Annotated in this window: 17 protein-coding genes; 4 read left to right on the top strand and 13 right to left on the bottom strand. The window is 60.4% G+C overall.

The window, feature by feature from the left end; all coding sequences use genetic code 11:
* The first annotated feature begins 1,577 nt into the window (after positions 1-1,577).
* The gene (locus LPB73_RS11550; RefSeq protein WP_231080649.1) at positions 1,578-1,772 is read left to right on the top strand and encodes a hypothetical protein; all 195 of its coding nucleotides are present in this window, start codon (positions 1,578-1,580) and stop codon (positions 1,770-1,772) included.
* Positions 1,773-1,858: 86 nt separating this feature from the next.
* On the opposite strand, the gene LPB73_RS11545 is transcribed toward LPB73_RS11550, so the two are convergent.
* The 10 genes from LPB73_RS11545 to LPB73_RS11500 form a co-directional block, all read right to left on the bottom strand.
* Entirely contained in the window at positions 1,859-2,212 is a 354-nt protein-coding gene (locus tag LPB73_RS11545; protein ID WP_231080648.1) for a response regulator, read from the bottom strand.
* A gap of 66 nt (positions 2,213-2,278) precedes the next feature.
* The gene (locus LPB73_RS11540; protein ID WP_170849671.1) at positions 2,279-2,455 is read right to left on the bottom strand and encodes a hypothetical protein; all 177 of its coding nucleotides are present in this window, start codon (positions 2,453-2,455) and stop codon (positions 2,279-2,281) included.
* 121 nt (positions 2,456-2,576) lie between these two features.
* Positions 2,577-4,325 (bottom strand): ABC transporter ATP-binding protein/permease, encoded by a 1,749-nt coding sequence (locus LPB73_RS11535; protein WP_231080647.1) that lies wholly within the window; start codon positions 4,323-4,325, stop codon positions 2,577-2,579.
* Between the two features lie 89 nt (positions 4,326-4,414).
* Positions 4,415-6,688 (bottom strand): TonB-dependent hemoglobin/transferrin/lactoferrin family receptor, encoded by a 2,274-nt coding sequence (locus tag LPB73_RS11530; protein WP_231080646.1) that lies wholly within the window; start codon positions 6,686-6,688, stop codon positions 4,415-4,417.
* A gap of 189 nt (positions 6,689-6,877) precedes the next feature.
* Positions 6,878-7,786 (bottom strand): ChaN family lipoprotein, encoded by a 909-nt coding sequence (locus LPB73_RS11525; RefSeq protein ID WP_231080645.1) that lies wholly within the window; start codon positions 7,784-7,786, stop codon positions 6,878-6,880.
* A complete protein-coding gene (locus LPB73_RS11520; protein WP_231080644.1) occupies positions 7,786-8,514 on the bottom strand; it encodes a hypothetical protein in 729 nt (242 codons plus the stop codon). Before LPB73_RS11520 ends, LPB73_RS11525 begins: the two co-directional genes overlap by 1 nt.
* A gap of 224 nt (positions 8,515-8,738) precedes the next feature.
* A complete protein-coding gene (locus LPB73_RS11515) occupies positions 8,739-9,353 on the bottom strand; it encodes an Isoquinoline 1-oxidoreductase subunit (RefSeq protein WP_231080643.1) in 615 nt (204 codons plus the stop codon).
* Complete coding sequence (locus tag LPB73_RS11510; protein WP_184516750.1) at positions 9,350-9,880, bottom strand: (2Fe-2S)-binding protein; 531 nt, start codon at positions 9,878-9,880, stop codon at positions 9,350-9,352. Before LPB73_RS11510 ends, LPB73_RS11515 begins: the two co-directional genes overlap by 4 nt.
* Positions 9,877-12,651, bottom strand: coding sequence for a xanthine dehydrogenase family protein molybdopterin-binding subunit (locus LPB73_RS11505; RefSeq protein WP_231080642.1), 2,775 nt, complete (start codon positions 12,649-12,651; stop codon positions 9,877-9,879). Before LPB73_RS11505 ends, LPB73_RS11510 begins: the two co-directional genes overlap by 4 nt.
* 40 nt (positions 12,652-12,691) lie before the next feature.
* Positions 12,692-13,780: a hypothetical protein gene (locus LPB73_RS11500; RefSeq protein WP_231080641.1), complete on the bottom strand. Its 1,089-nt coding sequence runs from the start codon at positions 13,778-13,780 to the stop codon at positions 12,692-12,694.
* 383 nt (positions 13,781-14,163) lie between these two features.
* Here LPB73_RS11500 and LPB73_RS11495 point away from each other — a divergent pair, with 383 nt between their 5' ends.
* A complete protein-coding gene (locus tag LPB73_RS11495; protein WP_231080640.1) occupies positions 14,164-14,592 on the top strand; it encodes a DUF1801 domain-containing protein in 429 nt (142 codons plus the stop codon).
* Between the two features lie 6 nt (positions 14,593-14,598).
* On the opposite strand, the gene LPB73_RS11490 is transcribed toward LPB73_RS11495, so the two are convergent.
* A complete protein-coding gene (locus LPB73_RS11490; RefSeq protein WP_231080639.1) occupies positions 14,599-14,742 on the bottom strand; it encodes a hypothetical protein in 144 nt (47 codons plus the stop codon).
* 117 nt (positions 14,743-14,859) lie between these two features.
* Here LPB73_RS11490 and LPB73_RS11485 point away from each other — a divergent pair, with 117 nt between their 5' ends.
* Together LPB73_RS11485 and LPB73_RS11480 are read left to right on the top strand one after the other, a co-directional pair.
* Positions 14,860-15,753 (top strand): FkbM family methyltransferase, encoded by an 894-nt coding sequence (locus LPB73_RS11485; protein ID WP_231080638.1) that lies wholly within the window; start codon positions 14,860-14,862, stop codon positions 15,751-15,753.
* A 124-nt stretch (positions 15,754-15,877) separates the two neighbouring features.
* On the top strand, positions 15,878-16,813 hold the full coding sequence (locus tag LPB73_RS11480; protein ID WP_231080637.1) for a TRAP transporter substrate-binding protein: 936 nt from the start codon (positions 15,878-15,880) through the stop codon (positions 16,811-16,813).
* Between the two features lie 16 nt (positions 16,814-16,829).
* Here LPB73_RS11480 and LPB73_RS11475 read toward each other — a convergent pair whose 3' ends face one another.
* On the bottom strand, positions 16,830-17,330 hold the full coding sequence (locus tag LPB73_RS11475; RefSeq protein WP_231080636.1) for an FKBP-type peptidyl-prolyl cis-trans isomerase: 501 nt from the start codon (positions 17,328-17,330) through the stop codon (positions 16,830-16,832).
* A gap of 136 nt (positions 17,331-17,466) precedes the next feature.
* Positions 17,467-17,646, bottom strand: coding sequence for a hypothetical protein (locus LPB73_RS11470; protein ID WP_089264262.1), 180 nt, complete (start codon positions 17,644-17,646; stop codon positions 17,467-17,469).
* Positions 17,647-17,685: the final 39 nt, after the last annotated feature.

Here is a 17,685-nt window from a genome sequence, read left to right as displayed (position 1 = left end):
GGCGATTTATTTCTCCGAGGCTCTTTACGTCTGATTTGTGGAGCGCAGAATGAGGTCTGTTCTGAAGTGGGGAGGAAGCGATGAAAGAGCTTCTACATGCACGAGCAATGGAGAGCATGTGTCGACAGCGCGCCTCGTTTTTTCCCGAGGAAAGTTGGAAATTTCTAGCCGAAGCCGAAAGGTGGAAGCATCGGGCGCTTGATTTGATCAGTGACCATCACGTTGACTGTAACCAGCCAACTCTGCCAGATGCTGCTGAACCTTCTCACATTCACGCGTCACGCTAGGTCTTTCATTTCGGCAATGCTGGAACTTTTATTCGCGTATCAATGCGAGCTGCGCCGCATCTTTCGAACTAGCACGCGAAAGCTGATGGCCCGATATCGATAGGCCCGCTCTTCGCGGGCCTTGCGATACTTTGTCTCATGGAACTACACTCATCTTCTTGTCGTTGGTTCAACGCGCCCGCTGTTTTGCGAAATGGTGGAGTGTTTGTCGCGCGGTGAAACCTAGGACGTCGATGGCTCCCACAAAGCTCCAACGAAAAGCGATCGCAACAGCTGTTCAACTGAGGGCCATGTCTCGAAGGTGCAAAGAGTTCGCCAGATTCGTAGGATTTCGGTCAGTATCAGGTCGGCTGAATACTTTGGCGGCGAAATACCAGGAAGAAGCTTGGCAGGTTGAGGAACGCGCGGGACTGCACTTGAACGGAGGGGATCCCGACGAGCCCTCGAGCAGATAGATTTCAGGCGAGAAGGCCTGACCATGGCCTGGAATGCCGGCCGCCGATTTACTGATGGAAGCCCAAGCGATCGCGTCATGCGACGAGCCGGTTACACGCGGCCGCGACACAGCACCATGCAGTAGTACGCTCTGTCGCTCGCGGAACACCGCACGTTCTTAGGCAAGAGTAGAACGTCCTCGACAGCCTAAGCGATGAATGCCCCGCGTGCTGAAGGCCGGTTCGTCATGAACATCAGCAATCGCTATCTTGAGCCTTCGCCCCGTCGGCCTGCTGCGCCGCAGTTGGCTTCCCTTGCATTTGCTTCTGGGCGTCCTCAGATGAAGCAGGAATATTCCCGGACTGCTGGTTCATGGCGCTCGTCGGCGGGTGCTGATCAGTTTTGGAATTTGCACCGACAGTCGAGCCGGTGTTGCCTGGAGTCGGGCCTGAACCAGCGTCGCGCATTTCAGTCGTTTTGCTGGTGTTGCATGGACCCGCTTGGACCGACGCGCTACCGAGACCCAGCGTGGCTGCACAAACTAGTACAACTTGGCGTGTTACTTTCATCTGCCTCTCCCTTGGGTAAGGCCCGCATAGCCACGCCCTCGCGAGGATGCCGGCCTTTGCCTTAACCGGCCCGATGACGCCAAGTTCCGAACTCGCTCGGAAACTGAGGCCGCGGATACCTTCTTGATAAAGAGCCTGAGGCGACGCGCCAGATGCGTCGCTTTTCCGCACGATCGTATCCCTTAAGAGAGTTCACTTAGCTCACATCAAGCCCAGCTGCGGCGCGCGCGACTTCGCCAAATTTGCCGGCCTTGACACGGCCGCCTTTGAGGCGCCGAACACTGCAATGGCAAATAAAGCTCAGTTCTCCATTCTCGCTTACCAGCGACGGCCAGGATTTTGGCGCGCAGCTATTTCCCGCAAAGATGGAGCCGTCCTGACCATGAATGGCGTTGCATTGAAAAGCTTTGTCACGTCCGAAGATTTCCCGTCAGAAGACGAGGCTTACACGGACGCCGAGAAAGCTATCCGTTTGATTTAGGCGCTGGATTCTACCGACGCAGAACGCGGGCGTTATCGGATCAAGCTGCGTATGCCCGGGCATTCTGGCGGCGCGACGCAGACACCCTAGCGCATGTTCTCGAACGTCCGCATCGCAGATATCACCGCCGTGGTCAGGTAGGGCTTCGGAATGAAAAGCGCGTTGGCCGGAATCGTCATGGGCCTCGCCTTCCCAGTTGTGATAATGATGTGGATCGGTGGCCACCTGTCACGAACAGCAGCAGCTAGCTTGAGGCCATCCATGGAGCCGGGCATATCGATGTCCGTGAATACGAGGTGGATATCCTGGCGGGCCTCTAGGACGGCAATTGCCTGATTGGCGTCGCCTACCTGCAAAACATCGAAGCCTGATTCGACCAATTCTTCGCTGATCAAATCCCGAATGAGGGGGTCATCCTCAACAACCAGCACTGTCGGCATTCCGAAACCTCGAGAGCCAACATGGCACTCCTCCTAAGTTAGTTAGCGTACAATCGTTCCCGATCATTACTTCGGAGACTTGAGATTGGAATCCCGCCAAGCCCTCGAACGAGCATCCGCCTCGTAGTCTCGAGCTTTCTTCAAGTGAGCCTGCTTGGCATCGCCCTCGGGGAGCTTGCCGGCCTTGTCAGACTGGATTTTCCCCAGCCGGCGGTTTTCTTCAGCGTCGGGCACTTGCTTCATGACACACCTCCGGTTTTTTCAGACCGGATAATGGATTTCTGTTCAGAGAGTTCCCGCGTAACGAACATGCAATCTGTTGGCGCCGGGCCAGTCTACAGAGACAAACGGGACTGGGTGACGGTCAAGCCAGTCGCAAAGCACCGCTATTCGGCCCCATAGCGCCCTCGTCAGAACGAGTGTCGAGCACGACGCGCCGGATGCTTGCAAAGCCGTGCGGCTCACGATGGGCCACCACCACGAGTGTGGCGTCCGGCAATTCACTGCGCAGCAGCGCCATGACGATGCGTTCGGATTCCGCATCCAGCGCACTCGTCGCCTCGTCGGCAAAGATCCAGTCGGGCTTGCTGACCATCACGCGCACCAGCGCCAGACGCTGTTGCTCCCCGACCGACAGGCCGCTGGCACTGTCGTCCCCGGCGTCGAGACGCGGACCGAGGCCTACCCCGCGCAGCAGCCGCTCCACGGTCTCACGCGGCACGCTGCCAGGATCGGCGGGATAGACCGCGGCATCCATCAGGGAACACAGCGGCATGTAGACCTGCTGCGGCATGAAGGCGAGTTGGCCCGACGGCAACGTCACCTGTCCTTCCGCATGCGGCCACAGCCCGGCCAGCGCCTTGATCAGCGTACTCTTGCCAAGACCTGAGGCACCGCTGAGCCAGACTGTCTCCCCGCGCGCGACCGAGAGGCTCGGCAGCTCAACCAGCATACGGCCGTCCGGGGCGCGGATACCGAGACCGCGGATCTGCAAGTTGCTATCGCCGGATTGCTCGCGGCGCAGCGCATGGGCCTCCGGCGCTACACCGTCCATGGCATCCATGAAGCCCTGTAGACGCCGCGTCGTTGCCACCAGGTCGGAGATAAACTTATAACTGAAGATGAACCAGGACAGCGTCGTGACGACGTTGGTGAAGGCGGCAGCGAGTTGGGTCAGCCCTCCCAACGTGATCTTGCCAGCCAGAAAGGCCGGCAACGCTAGAAACGTCGGAATCCGCAGCACACTCTGGAAATAAGGCCGCGTAAACAGGCCGTAGATGAACTCGCGACGGATCACCTGATGCCAGACACTCACCACGTCGTTGAACCTGTCGGCGAGCATGCGTCGCTCCGCCGTCTCGCCGTCTGAGAGTGCAATGGCCGATGCATTCTCGCGCATATGGACGAGCGCAAAACGAAAATCGGCCTCTCGCCGCTGCTCATTCATCAGCAAACCAGGCAGTTGCCGCCCGAGAACATGGGTCAACGTGGTCGCCAGTGCCACGTAGATCGGCGCGGCCCAGACCATGTAGCGCGGGATTTCGATTCCGACGCCCCATAGCGAAAACTGCAGCGCAAAGGTCGACAACTGCCAGAGCAGCATGACGTAGGACACGAGCCCGATCAGGCTCATGATGAAATCCAGGACACCGGCACGGATATCGTCCTTGCTGCCGAGGATCGCCTCGGCGAACATATTGCAATCTTCGGCAATGCGCTGATCCGGATTGTCGACCTTGGCATGACCGCCGAGGCTCGGATGCAGAAACCAATGCGCCTTGTTGGTCGTCCAACGCTCCAGCAGCGTGTCGGACAGCCTTTGCCGCCAGCGAAACTGCAGCCGCCGCTTGCAGTATTTGGCGATGAGATAGAGGCTGGCAGAAATTCCGACGAGAACGGCGAAGACACCGATCTGGGTGATCGCAGCCTGCGCATCTATCTTCTGCAGCGCATTGAAGAAGTCGGCGCTCCACTGCACCTGCCGCAACGTGACTTGAATGATCGCAAGCTGGCAGGCGACGATGACGACCAGCAACATCAGGCTGAAGCCACTCCCCGGCCCGGTCGCCGCGATCCAGACGAACCGCCAGATCTGATGGATGATTGCGCGCATGATGATGGCCTGTCGTTATCTCTGTTCAACAGCAGAAGCCGGAGCCGAACTCGCGCCGGGCTCCGGCTGATTTCATGTGCCCGACGCGATCAGAACGCGTAGCTGGCGCCGACTTTAAAAGTCCGCCCCGGTGCGGTCCGCAGTTCGATCGGATTGGCCATCGCCACGGCAGCGGTTGCCGTGTTGGTATAAGTGGTCGTTCCCGCAAGCGAAGGGAAATAACGGGCGTCGCTGATATTCAGCACCGATGCGCGCAGCGTCAGGCCTGGTGCGATCTGCGGCTTGTAACCAATGATCGCATCGAACACGATGTAGCTGTCGGGCCGGTAGTAGGTCGGATCGCTGCGTGACAACGCACCGGCGGACCAGGTCGAGATCAGCTGTGCATCGAAGCCGTTCGGCCGATCATTATAGCGCAAACCCATCACGCCGGAGAACGGCGTGGTACCATCGAACGCAGTTTCTGCGCTGGTTGCAGTCGCCTTTTGCCTACCTTGGGTGTAGGCGACCGAGAGGTTCGCACTCCAGTAGTCCGTGAAGTGATATTCGGTAGCGAATTCGAAGCCCAGCAGATTCACCTTCGAAAGGTTGGCATAGGTCAGATCGAACAGGCCGGGGAAGTTGGTGCTCGGCGTATTGACGAAATTCTGGATGAAATCCGTGTAGTCCGACTTGAACACCGTGGCCGTGAAATAGCCCTGCGTGAACTGACCGCGCAGACCAATCTCGTAACTCTTGACCTCCTCCGGACGCAGGCCGGGATTCGGAACCAGATCCATATTGGTGCCGGCACCACCAGGCAGCGACGTATACAACTGCTGCGACGTCGGCATCTTGAAACCCTCGGCATAGCGACCGACCAGCGAGAAATTCTCATCCAGCTTGAACACCGAGCCGAACTGCTTCACCAGCTTTTCACTCTGGACGTCGCGGGGTTCCTTACCCGCCACCGCGCGATAGAACGGATTTGGCCGCGGATCGAGCTCGTAAGTGGCGTAACGGACGCCGGGTGTCAGGATCCAGCGATTGTTGAGCAGCGATATTTCGTCCTGGATGAAGCCATCGACGCGGGTCGTGGTCGCATCGGCGAAATTGAAGCCTCCGGCGTTCGCAACGGTAGTTATGTTGGTGGTCAGGTTCGTTGTCGTGTCACGTCGTTGGTAATCGGTCTCGGCAACGCTGGCATAGACGCCATAAGTGAAAGCGTGACGCGCCCATGGCGTGTTGAAGGACGAATTGAACTGGATATCGCCCTCGGTGAACTGTTCCTTGTAATCGAGCAGGAAGTCCAGCCGATCGAGCTGGCCGTTGGCGAGACGGCGCTGGCGAACGCCAGTGAAGTCGCGCTCCTGATCCGAATGCGAGACCTGCCATTTGATCTGGTCGATCCAACCTGCATTCGGGGTGTACTTGTGCGCGAGCGTATAGCGCTCGCGGCTCTGGATCTGGTTTCGGATGTAACTCAGATTGGTGATGCCGGTCGACTGCAGCCCGAGATCCAACCGTTGATCGACGGTGGCACTCTTCCTGAGAAAATCTGCCGTAAACTTCACTTCGTTCTGATTGTCGGGTGTCCAGACCAGTTTGTTGAGCACGCTCACATCATCGCCATCCAGCGGGTTCAGCTGATTACAGCGAATAGCTTCCGCCGGACGTGGACATCCATAGATGCCGCCGTCGGCGCGTGCCTTGGACAGCGTGCCCTCGCTATAGCTGCGCTGCGAGGCGCTGATCATGGCAGCGAAGTCGCCGAAACGAAACGCGGTCGTGCCCGTCTTCACCCAGCTCTTGTCGTATGAATCGTAATTCGTATCGAGCTGACCACCAAAATTGCGGCCCTTCAGGTAGTCCTCGGGGTCCTTGGTGACGAAGGCCACCACGCCGCCCAGCGCGTCCGCGCCCCACATCACGCCGGCCGGACCGCGCATGATTTCTACGGCCTTCAAGTTCGACATATCGATGAAGTCGCGGTTACCGTCGACGATGCTCTCGATGACACGCGTGCCGTCAACGAGCATTTGAACGCGGTTGTTCGAGACGCCACGGATTGTGAAGCCGGCGAGATTGCCGAATGGATCGGTTGATGAGGTCACTTTGGCGACCGAAATGCCTGGTTCGTAACGAACCAGGTCCTGCACGTCGCGGACCATGCGATCGTCGAGCTCCTTGCGTCCGATCACCGTGACGTTCTGAGCCAGGTTCAAGACGTTCCGTGCGTTACGATCGGCATAGACGCTGATCGGATCGAGCGACACACCGTAGCTGGCAGCAATCCGATCCGCGGCTTCCAGACGCTTTTTCTCGTCGGCGGTCTGGCCATGAGCTGCGCCCATGAGCACGATGGGAAGTGCAAGTGCGAGCATGGTCGTGCTGCGCGCGGCGGTCGCCCTTCGGCGGATAGTCCCGGTCATAGTGTCCCTAGCATTTTCATGTAATCGCTGAGGACCGTTTCGTTTCTTAATGTATTCGAGTCAATTATATCGCCTCAATAAAGTCCTAAAATTGCCTCCTTGAAGAAAGAATACATTTAAGAACATCGATATTACTTTTAATTATTGTAATTCTACTTTCGCCTCTGCTGCTACTCTGGCCTTGTGCTCTTCAATGGCCTTCAGCATTTTCGCCGGCATCGGCGCTTCGGGATCCGGTTCATCGAGCCGGAAGACTGCGTCGGAAATTCCTGATGCATGTGAGACGTCGATTTGTGCGGACGTCGTCGGCAACAGCACACCCGTCGACGTCACACCGAGATCAGCGAGCTGATATGGCGTACCGTGGCCATATTCGAGATGGCCGCGCCCGATGATGCCGATCACCAGTGGCGGCTCCGGCTGCTGCAATGCCCGCGCAATGCTGCTGGCGAAGGCACGGTCCCAAGTCTGCTGCGCGCGAACGAAACGATCCGTTGCTGACGATGGCGGCGCGGCAGCGCCGTCGGCGACGGGGCCACGACCGAGACCGAGATTGGCGAGATACTGCCGATAGGCAGGCGTTGCTTCCGCCGATGGCGTCAGGCCATCGCGCTCGTTTTCGGGGATAGCTTCCCACCCTTCCTTACCGACGCGCGTCACCAGCGGGCGATGACAGTTTAGCGCCAGCATCTTCACGCGATGCTGCCGGCAGAAGTGAAACAGCGGCAGATAGAGCTGCGCGTCAAAGCCCCAAACGGTGCCCCACTCGACCTTGTCGAGAAACGCGTCCGTGCCGAGCTCTCCATCGACCCATTCGTCGAGCACGGCCTGTACGCGGCGCGGAAACATCTCGAAGCCGACGGCGATATTCGGGCGGAGAAAACGCAGCACCGTGGCGACGTGCAGTTGCCAGCGATGGATTTCTGCAACCGTGTGAGTCTCGCCGAGAAGCACCACCTGCCGCGTTGCCATCTCGGCGAGCAGCGCGCGCTCGTCGAGATGCTCGCCACTGGTCGGATCGAGCCAGGTCGCGCGCGGGTGATCGCGCATCACGCAGCTCCAAATGCCGTGGCGGGACCCCGCAGGAACAGGCCGAGCGATTTGTCGCCGGGGCCGATCGCCACGAGTTCGACAGTACCGTCAGCGGCGACATCACTTCGCTTCCACGCCGTGACGCCGCCGCCGCGTAAATGGAGATGGAAGTCCGATGTGATGATGTTGACGTAGCCCATGGCCGGATTGATCTCGGGAACGAGCCCGTGCCAGCGCTGCGTCACGCCCGGCCGACGCATCTCGATCGTGATCTCGGCTTCGGCCGCGCGCGCGGCCTTGAGCGGTTGCAGGCCAACATCATCCGCGTCCAGTGTCGCAGGCGCAGACTCCAACGCCGGCTTCACCAGCGGTTCGATGGCAACGCCTTCGAAAGCCTTGAGTGCGGTATCGAACTGCTCGACGCCTTCGAGACCCACTACGCTGAACACGATCTTGCCGGTCGGTTCCTGAAATTCTATCCGCGGCAGGACTTTGTCCTTCATCTTGCTCGAATAGTCGACGACGACCTGCGACAAGTTGTTCAGGTTGATTTCGCTATCATGTGCAGGACCGACGCAGAACATCATGGTGCCGTCACGTTCGAGTTTCTGCACGACACCGATGCGTTCGAACACCACGTCATCGTCGCGTACCGCGATCATGATGCGGCCAAGCAATGGCAGGCGGCTGAACACGTTAAGGGGTGGCGCCAAGAGCTGGCGGCGAAGGTCTGCTTGCTGGTCCATGATCTTTCCAAGACGCGTAATCGCGATCACGTCGTCTCTGCAGCACGGAACAACGCGCGTCTACACGCCGAGACGCTTCAGCTCTCGCATTTGAGAAATTCCACAAACCGACTTAGATTTGGAATAATGCTAACTATCAAAACTATTTTATGCCTGCGACAAAATGGCAGTGCGCATGATCATCATTGCGACGTCATTTGCGAACACGCGAGCTCCCGATTGTCTCAGCCCGGACAGGCTGCGCCGGTCTTCGCCCAGGCTTCCACGAGAGCGCCCGCCTCGGCCTGCGTACCCGGCGCAGGCGCACGTCCGTAACCCGGCGCCCAGGCCCAGCCGACCAGCGTATCCTTGCCAATGTGGTCGATGAGATCCTCGACCTTGCGGCCGCCATTGCGTGCGGGATCTTTGATCTGCGCGCAGATCTCTGCGACGGTCTTGCCTTCCCATGCCATCTCGCGCGGCGCCAGGTGCCATTCGTGATGACCGGGGATGCGGCCGGGTTCGAAATTGGCGTCCTTGTGACAGGAGTTGCAGCGCATCGCCGCGGTGCCGTGGCCATCGGACCCACGCGTCACCGGCGGCTGATGCAAACGGCGCGCATCGCCCTGCCGCGGCATGTCGCCGGCGGGATGGCAGTTCACGCAGCGCGGATGCGTCAACACCTTGCCGAGTTCGGTAAAGATCGCTGCGGAGCGCGCACTGGTATCGGCGATGCCATTGAAACTCTCCGGGCTCGCCAGCCCTTTCGATGCGCCCTGCCCGGCCGCATAGGCCGTGAGCATGCTCATCCCGAGCGTCGCGACGACAACCAGAGTCTTGACGCGTGTCTCGGCTCTCATCCGCGCGGCTCCTGAATGAGATAGCGCTTCGCGTCGCTGAGGATCACATCGAGCACGGCCTCATGATACTTGAAGTAGCCGGTGCAGCGACACAGATGCCCGTCAAGCGCCTCGGCGATCCTCTCTTCAAGGCCCGCGCGCGGCACAGGCGTCCTGGCCATCTGCTCGAGCAGCACCTGCCCTTCATTGAGAAAACCGGCGGTACAGTAACCGCACTGGAACGCGAAATGCCTGATGAAGGCCTTCTGCAACGGCGACAGCTCGCCGTTCTTGGCGTGGCCCTCGACCGTGCGGATGGTCTTGCCGTGGAAGCTCGCCGCCGAGGTCACGCAGGTCGGATTGGTGTGGCAGGTGCCGTCGGGCTCGTCGACGATCACGACACAGCTCAGGCACTGCGCGGCGCCGCAGCCGAATTTGGTGCCGGTCATGCCCAGATATTCGCGCAGGAAGTCGTTCATGGAGAGATCGTCGCGCACCTCGGTGGGCGCATGGACCTGTCCGTTGATGGTGATGCCCAGTGTCGTCACGCGAGCGCTCCCTTGAGCATGGCCTGTGTCACCGGCAGCGCCGCGAAGCGGTGGCCGATGGCGTCATGGATGGCGTTGAGCAATGCCGGCACGATGGGGATCATCACCACCTCGGCCATGCCCTTCGGCAATTCGTCCGGTGTCAGCGGCGGCATCAGCTCAATCTCGACGTCGCGCAGCGACAGGTCTGATCCTCGCGCCACCAGATATTGACCGAGATTCCATTGCCCGTTGCCGGGTCCGCCCTCAAACGGCGGCAGCGTTTCCAAAAGTGCGTAACCGACGCCCATGGCGAAGCCGCCTTGTGCCTGGCCAATCACGACCTCCGGCACCAGCGCCTGCCCGCATTCGAATGCGGTATAGGCTTTGGCGATGCGCAGCACGCCGGTCGCTTTCTCGATCTCGACCCGGACTGTTGCACCGCATGCCGCTGTATAGGCCGTGCCCATCCGGTTGTTATCGGTTGGCGGGAACAACACGCTGGCACGGTTGATGCGCGTGAATTTGCCGGCGCCACGACGTAGCGCGAGCCCGTCGATCTCGGCGCGATACTGCTCGCCGTTAATGGGGAAACGTGCGCGTGCCCACGACCAGCGCGAGAACCCGTGCGCCACGGCGCCGGTGACCAGATTGCGTGCATGGGCCGCAGCGGCGAGTTTGTCCAACGGCAGCGACGGCAGGCCCGCCATTGTGAGCTGTCCGTCCTTCCACTGCGCTTTGGCAAAGTCCCTGGCGCGTGGATCGCGCGGGCCGATATTCCATAGCGCCAGCGCCGCCGGCCACAGACCGAAGCGGAAGATCACCCGCGCAGCTTCCGCCGCGGCATGGGTACCGACATGGGCGCCGATGGAGGCTGACGTGGCCGAACTGATCGACGGCACCCAGCGCGGATCCTTCTCGGCCTTGTCCTGGGTCTTCTGGTCCATGGTGTAGCAATCGCCGGAGGTCACCAGCTCCAGCGCATCGAACACGCCGACCTGCGACACCGCCACTTCGTCAGCAATGCTGCCGAGGTGCAATGCGACGCGATTGGCCAGCGCCGTGCCGATGCCATTGCCCATCTCCACATGGTCGCAGAAGATCGCGATCCTGCCGTCGGGGCTGAGTTCAACGCGACCGTTAGAACTATCGCCGCCGGTGCCGTAGTCCTTGGTCACACAGGCGACGCCGGTGCCGACCAGTATGCCACTGGTCGCGCGCGCCTTCTCTGCAGCTCGTTGCTTCCAGATCGCGTGCTGCTCGAGCTTGTCGAGAACCTCTAAGCTCCGCACCGAGACGATATAGGGATTGCCGGTCATGGTGCGGCCATCCTGCTTCAGGGCATTGCGTCGCCGGAAGTCGATGGGATCGAGCTTCAGCGCAAGCGCCGCCTCGTCGATCAGAACTTCCAGCGCGGTCATGGTCTGCAGCGAACCGTAGCCGCGCATCGAGCCCGCGGTCACGCCGCGGGTATGCTCTGCCACAGTCGTCACATCGACCTTCGGCACGTCATAGATACCAATCGCAGCCGTTGCGGCGCAGGTGGCGACATTGGCCGAGAAATTGGCGAGACCACCGCCATCGAGCACGTGATCGGCGGCGAAGGCCGTGATCTTGCCAGAGGCGCGATCGACCGACATGCGCGAGCGCATCTTGATGGCGTGGCGTTTGATGCCAGCCTGAAATTGCTGATACCGATCGTGCGCCAGCCGCACCGGACGGTCCGGGAAGAATATCGCCGCCAGCGTCACATAGAAAATGAATGGCGTATGGTCGCGGCCGCCGAAACCGCCCCCCACATAGGCGAATTGCGCGTTGATCGCACTCGGCTTGAACGGCGCTTTGGTTTCGCCAAGCAGAAACGCGATTGATTCCGCCGCTTCATACGGCGACTGCACGCCCAGCACCAGTTCGAGCGCCTTGTCTTTTGCGCTGTACCAGCCCAGCCCGCATTCCGGCTCCATAAACATCGGATCGACGGACTGCGTATCGAAGGTGCGGTCCAGTACCAGAGCCGAAGACTCGCTGGCGGCGATCTCGGCACGGATCTGGTCGCCATAGACCGCAGCCTTCTCGTAACCGGCCTCGTTCTTGTGCGCGGTCGAGGACCATACCGGCAGCGCGGACGCCTGGGTACGGCCGGGCGTGACCCAGCCGGCAAGGACCGGCGAGTAGACATCTGGCGCATCGGGCGTGGCGCCGGCAACGCGGGTGAAACGATACGCCGCATAGTTCGGCATTACGATCGGGCCGGTCTCCTCGCCAAACTGCACGAAGGTACCATCGCGCAAGGCCATCCGCGCGCGGTCATAGGTGTCGAACTGCTCAAAGATCAGCAGCGCAACAGGCTGGCCCATATAGAGCGGCGTCTTGCCGACGGGACAGAACAGATCGCCTTCATAGTAGGCGGGAACGCGGATGTTGATCCTGGCGAGATCCACCGCGGTGACGATTACCGTAGGCTTCAGCGCCCCGCTCAACCGCGCGAGGTCCATGCCAAGATAAACATGAGTGGCATCGGGCGCGCGCACCAAAATCGCGTGCGAGGTCTTGGCCGGCCAGCCCGGCAGGTCATTCGCCCGGAAATCCGAGGCATAGAGTTTCGAGCCGGTGACCTTGGCGACGCCATCGACACGGCCGGCGCCGCCGATAGCGGGATTCAACTTGCCCCGCCCCGGCAGTGTCTCGCGTGCCGGGAACGCCACCGGCTCCGCCGCAGCTAGATGCGACAGGCTGAGCGAAATACCGCCAGCCGATACCCACTTCATAAACTCGCGACGCGAAGTCCGCATGCTTCCACCCCTGATCGACAGTCGTCCGCCGCCGCGCCGATTACTTGAGATCGGCGATGGTGGCCGGCCCCGGCCCGGTCGTGATCAGCGTCGGCCACTGGTTGGAGCCGAACGGCACCACGGGCGGCAGGAACGGCGTCATGCCGCGCTTGGCGCTCTCGGCGATGATGGCAGCGCGGGCGTCGCCCCCCATCAATTCGTAGTCCATCAGGTGATAGTTGCCGAAGAACAGCGCCCCCACGGAGCGATCCGCGATGATGCGCGTCAGCGACTCCAGCATATCGGCCTGCGTGGTGGTGAACGACACGGTCTCGATCAGCAGCAGACGATCGTTGATGGCCTCCGGCGGGAAGAACTGTGCCAGCACGCTGAACAGCACGTTGTTCTGCCGTGCCACGTAAATCGTGTTGCTCGCGGCATAGGCCTTGTCCCAATCGGGACCCAGCATCTTCTTCCAGTCGCCCAGCACGGTCATCCAGTGATTGACCTGGGTCTGCGCGGCCCAAGTCACGTTCTTCGCAAGGAACGGCGCCTGCTTCTTGCCAAATGTCTCCAGTGTATCGAAGGGAATGACGCCCTTGGCGATGCACTCATCCATGAAAGCCAGGTTGTTCTGCAGAATGGTGCGGTTGTTGTCGCGCCAGTCGGCCTGCATCGGCGTGAGGTCGAGACCATCCAGCGCCGACTGCATGCGGCTGCGATAGGCCTTCATCGAGCCGAGCCAGGATTTGTTGTCGGGATTGTTCACATAGGGGCCGACCACCTCGGCCAGCGCCATGGTGCTGTGCCCGACCGACTTGAGCAGCTGATAGACCATCGGCACCGAGGGCGCGTCGAGTGGCGGTTTGCCGGGCTGGTACAACGTGAATTTGCCGCCGGCGCCGGAGAACAGGCCGAGGATCACGGGATGCTTGGCGAGAATATTGGTGCGGAAGACTTTCGCTGCGTCGCCATAAAGCTCAAACATGCCGGTGTTGAGCGCGAGCATATCCTTGGTGGCGGTCTCGGCAGGCGTTGTCGCGGTCAGCCCGGAAATCGGCGCCATGTAGGATGGCAGGGTCTGGGCATGGGCGGCGCCGACGCCCCCCAACAGGACAGCCGCAAGGGCGACAGCGTGGCGATACGTCATATCCGGACTCCTCCGAGTCATCTTGGCGATTGCTACTGTCACGACTAGCGCAGCACATCTTAAAAATCTGCCTTTCCATTCAGCAGAAATGGTCGCGACATAGTTGACGAAAGCAAACCCGCCGTGACGGGCGGAATGCTCTCGAATGCAACTGAACTGAATAAGAAAAACGCTACGAATCACGCAAAGCGCTGGTAGTTCAAGGCTACACGCAATTTCGTGACACAGGAATTGGTTCGCGATCCGGAATGCGCAGCGCGTAGCGGTTTTTCGTTCGCCTGTAGCGGAGGCTGGACGCTCGAAACAGGCGGGGTTATTTTCACGACACGTAGGTAAGCACCACTAATAGAGCTGTATGGCTCCGGGCGTCGAAGGGGGAGCGCATGGCAAAAAAGACGCCCAGCAAATCGACGGAGATCAACGAGGCAGGTTCTCCCTCCGTGCTGATCGACACGAAGATCAAGGAGCTGGGTGACTGGCGCGGTGAGATGCTCGCTTCCGTCCGAAAGATCATCAGGCAGGCTGTCCCCGACGTGGTCGAGGAATGGAAGTGGCGCGGCGTTCCGGTCTGGGAACACGCGGGCATCATCTGCACCGGCGAGACCTACAAGGCGGTCGTGAAGATGACCTTCGCGAAGGGCGCATCGCTCGATGACCCGTCTGGCCTGTTCAACTCCAGCCTCGACGGCAACACCCGGCGGGCCATCGATATTCACGAGGGCGACAAGCTGGATGAAAAGGCGCTGAAGGCGCTCATCCGCGCTGCGGTGGCGCTGAACACCTCGACAAAGAAGAAGCCAAAGAAAGCGTGAGCGTCGTTATTTAGCGACCGGCCATGACAGGTCGTAAGACATCACATAGATGACGATGGCTGCCAGGCACAGAACAACACCGATCCAGAACAGCGGCGAATGATGGATGGGGCGGTTGCGCGCCGCATCATCCCTTTGTTCGTCTTTCATTCGTCCTCCATTCCGGCGCCAAGTACCTCAATCGCTCGAATTGTCGCGCGACACTCTGACACGCTGCCTGCGCCCACTGAAGCAAGCATTGTCGCACCATTCGCAGGAAAGGTACGCATGCGGCACGGCGCGATTCGACGCAACGATGATGGTTTATCCGCGCTGCTCCAGCCAGCACAGCTGACCGATGTCGTCGACATTGGCGCCAATCCCATCGATGGCGATCCGCCCTATAAGCCGATGCTGCAAAGCAGACTTTGCCGCGTTACCGGTTTCGATCCGCATCCGCAGGCATTGGCGCAACTGCAGGCACACAAGGGCGCGTTTGAGACCTATCTTCCTTATGCCGTCGGCGATGGCGGCAGCCATACGCTGAACATCTGCCGCGGCATCGGCTTTGCCAGCCTGCTGCAGCCTGAGCCGAAAACACTCACGCACTTTCCGAATTTTACCGAGCTCGGACGTGTCGTCGACAGGCTCCCGCTCGATACACGGCGGCTCGATGATATCGCCGAGATCGACCACATCGATCTCTTGAAGATCGACATTCAGGGTGGCGAACTGTCGGTGTTCAGGAACGGTCGCAGCAAACTGGCAAAGGCCGTCGCCATTCAGACCGAAGTCTCCTTCGTGCCGCTCTATGAGAAGCAGCCGGTGTTCGGCGACATCGATCTCGAACTGCGCAGCCTCGGCTTCATTCCGCACATGTTCGCGGCCATCAACAAGAAGATGATCGCGCCGATGATGGGCCCCAACCCTGCTGCTGCCATTAATCAACTCGTCGAGGCCGACGTCGTCTATGTCCGGGATTTCATCCAGGCCGAGGCGATGGATAGCGAGCAGCTCAAGCACCTCGCGCTGATCGCGCATCATTGCTACGGCTCGTTCGATCTGGCGCTGAACTGTGTGCATCATCTCGCCAGCCGCGGTGCCGTCGCGCCCGATGCCAAGAACCGCTATGTCGCCCTGCTCCAGGCCAATCGCCCCAAAGTAGCTGGCGGCAGACTTTAAACTTCTCCGGTTCCGACGTAACATGGCGTCCGGCGCAGGGGGCGCGCCGACGCTTGCATCAGATTCCAGCCAGGACACGGGGCAGACAATGCTTTCTCGGCGCCGACTTTTGCTGACTGCGGGAATGGCGATCGCCTGCCCTGCAGTCCTGCGCGCCGAGCCGCTGAAGATGCGCCTCGCCCATAGCCTGCCGACCACCCATCCCGTCCACCCGGCCATGCAGCACTTTGCCGACCTGGCGCGTGAGCGTTCGCAGGGCGAACTCGACATCGCGCTGTTTGCGGACGGGCAGCTCGGTCAGGAAGTCGACCTGCTGTCGCAGGTACAGGCCGGCAAGCTGGATTTTCTGAAAGTCAGCGCCAGCGTGCTCGAACGCGTCCATCCGGCCTACAAGGTTCTCAACCTGCCTTTCACGTTCCGCGATCGCGCGCACTGGCTGAAAGTAACGAGCAACGAGGTTGGCAACGACATTCTGGCCTCGACCACTTCGGCCGGCCTCACCGGCCTGACCTTTTACGACGCCGGCGCGCGCAGCTTCTATGGGCGGAAACCGATCCTTCATCCCGACGATCTCAAGGGCATGAAGATCCGCATCCAACCATCGGAGACCATGGTCAAGCTGATGCAGCTGTTCGGCGCCGAAGGCATCGAACTGTCATGGAGCAATGTCTATGTCGCGCTGAAGTCGGGATTGGTCGATGGTGCAGAGAACAGCGTGGCTGCGCTGATTGTCGGCAAGCATGCCGAAGTCGCAACCCACTACTCGTTCGACGAACACACCATGATTCCGGACGTGCTGCTGGTAGGCGCCGGCCGGCTCAACAGCATGACGCCGAAACAGCGGGAGATCATCCGCGAAGCCGCCGCCCTGTCGTATCATCACATGAACAAGCTGTGGACCGCATTCGAGGCGCAAACGCGCCTGCAGGTCGAGGCGATGGGCGTGACATTCGTCAAGCCGGACAAGGCCCCCTTCATCGCGAAGGCAGCGCCCCTCGCCGACATCTATGCCGGCGAGGAAGCGTCACGGACATTGCTGCGCAGGATCGCGCAGGCATAGGTTCGTTTGATCGGGCTTATTTGACGCCGAGCAGTTCGACGTCGAAGATCAACGTCGCATTTGGCGGGATCACGCCGCCAGCACCACGCGCGCCATAGCCGAGATCCGGCGGAATGATCAGCGTGCGCTTGCCGCCGACCTTCATGGTGGCGACGCCTTCGTCCCAGCCCTTGATGACACGCGACATGCCGATCGGGAATTCGAACGGCTCGTTGCGATCGACCGACGAGTCGAATTTCTTGCCCTTGACGCCGTTCTCATAGAGCCAGCCGGTGTAATGCATCACGCAGGTCTGTCCCTTGGCCGGCGTTGCGCCGGTGCCAACGGCGGTGTCTTCGATCTGGAGGCCTGAAGCTGTGGTCATGGTTTTTCCTGCGGCTGGCGCCATTTTCTGCGGCGCTTGTTTTTGAGGCGCTTGCGCCATGGCGGAAGAAAGGGAGACGTCGGACACGGCCACGATCATGGCCGCACTGAGCGCGACGGCCGTGGCTCTGACGGCACGCTGGGAGTTTCGCATCATGTCTCCTGGATGGTTGGGTCTGCGAGCGGCGCAGTCATGCCCCGTCATCGCACCGCAACGCAAGTCCTGGCAATGCCGAATCCCGAAGCCGCGATCCATGGAAATCGCTCAATGAGGATGCTTGAATCGGTCCTCAGTCAGGCTTCGAGCTGCGTCGGGCCAGCTGACCCTTGTAATTTTCAAGCAACCGGGTCGCCAACTCTGTCGCCTCATCGCTTGCCTGAATCGAGCGACTGTCGGACATCGGCTCTGCGAGCGAGGCCGGATGTTTGAAGCTGAACGAGCGGATGACGCGATCGATGGCTGCTTGCATGGATAACTCCCGATGGCGACAGGAACTCCGCATTTCGCG

This window comes from Tardiphaga sp. 37S4, from assembly GCF_021044645.1.
Lineage (GTDB): Bacteria > Pseudomonadota > Alphaproteobacteria > Rhizobiales > Xanthobacteraceae > Tardiphaga > Tardiphaga robiniae.
Note: the sequence above shows the minus strand (reverse complement) of the source record. Positions and strands in the feature narration are given on the sequence as shown.